Genomic DNA, 3,496 nt, shown 5'->3' on the forward strand with positions numbered 1-3,496 from the left:
TATATAATCGCCCCCTACAGTTACAACATTAATCGTGTATTTTAACCTTTGTCAGCAGTCTAAGGGAAACCATGCTTCCCTTTTATTTTGCCTATTTATTGACTGTGTTATTTTTATCCACTTTTGAATTTAATGCAGCAAACCTGCATTTTTATGCAAATTTTTTGGCTTTTTTTGCGATTTTATTTGCATAGCGCTTTTTTTATCATTACTATTCCAGATTATTTATTCCCATAAACGAAGACCCTTTTCAGCATGACGATCAGTATTAAAAACCTCAATTTTTTTTACGGCAATAAGCAAGCCCTATTCGACATTAATTTTGAATCGCAAGATGGCGATATTATCGTGTTGCTCGGGCCGAGCGGTGCCGGCAAAAGCACCTTGATCCGCACACTGAATCTGTTGGAAGTGCCAAAGAGCGGTCAATTGACGATTGCCGGTAATCAATTTGAATTATCCGCCAATACCGATGCCAAAAAAATTCGTAAACTGCGTAAAGATGTCGGCATGGTGTTTCAGCAATACAATCTGTGGCCACATTACACCGTGTTAGAAAACTTAATCGAAGCACCAATGAAGGTGTTGGGGCTGAGCAAAGCGGAGGCCGTGGAACGGGCGCAAGGTTTGCTAAAACGCTTACGGGTGGAAGATCACGCAGACCGTTTCCCGTTGCATCTGTCTGGTGGGCAACAACAGCGTGTCGCGATTGCCCGTGCCTTGATGATGAAACCGCAAGTGCTGCTGTTTGACGAGCCGACCGCAGCGCTCGATCCGGAGATCACCGCACAAGTGGTATCCATTATCGAAGAGTTGAAACAAACCGGAATCACTCAGATGATTGTGACTCACGAAGTTGCCGTGGCACGCAAAGTGGCGACCAAAGTGATCTATATGGAACAGGGGAAAATCGTTGAAATCGGTGCCTCTGACTGTTTCAAAAATCCAAAAACTGACGCTTTTGCACAATATTTATCACACTAAATTTATTACACTCACTGTTAGTTATACTTAATTTTACTCTCTTCGTTAAGGAGCTTACCATGAAAAAACTGCTTGCCACCGCACTGTTGGCGACCGCCTTCTCTGCCAACGCATTGGATATTACCTTTGCGACCGAACCAACTTATCCGCCATTTGAAAACACCGATTCCAACGGTAAGATTGTCGGTTTCGATATTGATATTGCCAACGCTATTTGTGCCGAAATCAAAGCAAATTGCCAATTCCAAAGCCATGCGTTCGACAGTCTGATTCCAAGTCTGAAGTTCAAACGTTTTGACGCCGCCATTTCTGCCATTGACATCACCGCAGAACGCGCCAAACAAGTCAGCTTCAGCGATCCTTACTATGACAGCTCCGCCAGCTTTATCGCAGTAAAAGGCAAAGCTGATTTAAACAGTGCGAAAAGTGTCGGGGTACAAAACGGTACTACGTTCCAACAATATATTGCCGCAAACGGCAAACAATATAACGCAAAATCCTACGCCACCTTGCAAAGTGCGATTTTGGATCTGAAAAACGGACGTATCGATATTATTTTCGGTGATACTGCGGTGCTTGCCGACTGGATGAAAACCGACGACAGCTTAGCATTCACCGGAGACAAAGTGACTGATCCGAACTATTTCGGCAGCGGTTTGGGCATTGCCGTCAATCAAAGCAGCACTGAACTGCTGGCAGAGTTAAACAAGGGTTTGGCGGCAATTAAAGCCAACGGTGAATACCAAAAAATTTATGACACTTGGATGTCTGGAAAGTAGTCACCTTTTATGTTTAGCAATTTTCTCTCGCTAATGCTTTCAGCCACCCTGATGACCTTAGGGTTGGCTGTGTGCGCATTAATTCTCGGCTTGATTCTGTCGATGATTTTTGTGGTGTTTGAAACGGCGAAAATACGCTGTATTCGCAACCTCACTTCGGTTTTTTTAACCTTATTGCGCGGCTTACCGGAAATTTTAGTTGTGCTGCTGATCTATTTCGGCTCAACCCAGGTTTTGTTTATTCTCACCGGTGATTTTATCGAATTCAGCCCATTTTGGTCGGGCGTGGTAGCGTTGGCGATTATATTTGCCGCCTATGCTTCACAATCGTTGCGTGGTGCGATTCAAGCCATTCCGTTAGGACAATGGGAGTCGGCCTCTGCGCTAGGATTAAGCCGTTCACAAGCCTTTATCTCGATTATTATGCCGCAAGTCTGGCGTCACGCCTTGCCGGGCTTGAGTAATCAATGGTTGATCTTATTGAAAGATACCGCACTTGTCTCCCTAATTGGTGTAAACGATCTGATGCGCCAGGCGGAACTGAGCAACGCCAACACTCACCAGCCGTTTACTTGGTACGGGATTGCGGCACTGCTCTATTTAGCCGTCACGATTTTAAGCAAAATCGGAATTGCTCGCCTAGAAAAACGCTTCACTCGTTTTGAACGGGAGGCAGCATGATCAGTGACTATTTTGCAATTATCGCACAAGGCATTCCAACCAGCCTCGCATTGACAGCGGTCGCCTTAATTATTTCGTTTATTTTGGCAGTGTTGTTTACCTTTATCCTGTCGATGGAAAACCGCACTTTGAAAGCGCTGGTCAACGGTTATATCACGCTGTTTACCGGCACACCGTTATTGGTGCAAATTTTCTTAATCTATGCTGGCCCGGGGCAATTCCAATGGATTATCGACAGCCCGGCTTGGTCACTGCTGTCCAATGCCTGGTTTTGCGCGATGTTGGCACTGGCACTCAACAGTGCCGCCTACTCTGCACAGCTGTTCCACGGGGCGGTGAAAGCGATTTCCAAAGGACAGTGGGAAAGCTCGGCGTCACTCGGTTTAAGCCGTTGGCAAACGCTGCGGATTTTAGTGCCGTTTGCGCTAAAACGGGCGCTGCCGTCTTACACCAATGAAATCATTTTGGTATTCAAAGGCACATCACTGGCTTCAACGATCACAATTATGGATATTATGGGCTATGCCCGTCAGCTGTACGGTACGCAATATGATGCATTGTTAATCTATGGTATTGCCGGAGCTATTTACCTGATTATCACCGGCATTGCGACCTTATTCTTACGTCGTTTGGAGAATAGAACCCTCGCATTTGAACGTTTAGAAAGCAGTAAAAGCCACTAAACTCAAGCCATTTGCGGTTGCCATTTGAATTTTTACAGTGTAGTATTTAACAAGTAGTTCAATAAGCTACTTACTAAATATCCCTACAATTTGAAACAAAAATCGCAGGAGAGGTTATTATGAAAATAATTTGGGCATTGATTTTAGCCGCAACAATTGGAACATTATCCGCTTGTAACACGGTAAAAGGCGCAGGACAAGATATCCAATCTGCCGGTGAAGCGATTGATAATACCGCAACCAAAGTTCAGAAAAAGATGTAATCTGAATCTCACTACAACTCTAATAACCATAATGCCGAATGTTACCGTTCGGCATTAGACTGCTGACAAAGGTTAAAATACACGATTAATGTTGTAACTGTAGGGG

General features: G+C 44.6%; 5 protein-coding genes. All 5 read left to right on the forward strand.

The features are described from left to right. Window positions 1–255: 255 nt before the first annotated feature. The 5 genes from artP (at window position 256) to FHQ30_RS10695 (ending at window position 3,390) form a co-directional block, all read left to right on the forward strand. On the forward strand, window positions 256–984 hold the full coding sequence (gene artP, locus FHQ30_RS10675) for an arginine ABC transporter ATP-binding protein ArtP (protein WP_139610487.1): 729 nt from the start codon (window positions 256–258) through the stop codon (window positions 982–984). 59 nt (window positions 985–1,043) lie between these two features. Further along, window positions 1,044–1,763 carry an arginine ABC transporter substrate-binding protein gene (locus tag FHQ30_RS10680; RefSeq protein ID WP_139610488.1) on the forward strand — a complete coding sequence of 240 codons (720 nt, stop codon included), beginning with the start codon at window positions 1,044–1,046 and terminating at the stop codon, window positions 1,761–1,763. 9 nt (window positions 1,764–1,772) lie between these two features. Next, complete coding sequence (gene artQ, locus FHQ30_RS10685) at window positions 1,773–2,444, forward strand: arginine ABC transporter permease ArtQ (RefSeq protein ID WP_139610489.1); 672 nt, start codon at window positions 1,773–1,775, stop codon at window positions 2,442–2,444. Beyond that, window positions 2,441–3,127 (forward strand): arginine ABC transporter permease ArtM, encoded by a 687-nt coding sequence (gene artM / locus FHQ30_RS10690; RefSeq protein WP_139610490.1) that lies wholly within the window; start codon window positions 2,441–2,443, stop codon window positions 3,125–3,127. The genes artQ and artM overlap by 4 nt, the downstream gene beginning before the upstream one ends. A 119-nt stretch (window positions 3,128–3,246) precedes the next feature. After that, window positions 3,247–3,390, forward strand: coding sequence for an entericidin A/B family lipoprotein (locus tag FHQ30_RS10695; RefSeq protein WP_132968172.1), 144 nt, complete (start codon window positions 3,247–3,249; stop codon window positions 3,388–3,390). The last annotated feature ends 106 nt before the right edge of the window (window positions 3,391–3,496 follow it).

Origin of the sequence: Testudinibacter sp. 'clade 2' (genome assembly GCF_006227735.1) — a bacterium.
In the GTDB taxonomy this organism is placed as follows: Bacteria; Pseudomonadota; Gammaproteobacteria; order Enterobacterales; family Pasteurellaceae; genus Chelonobacter.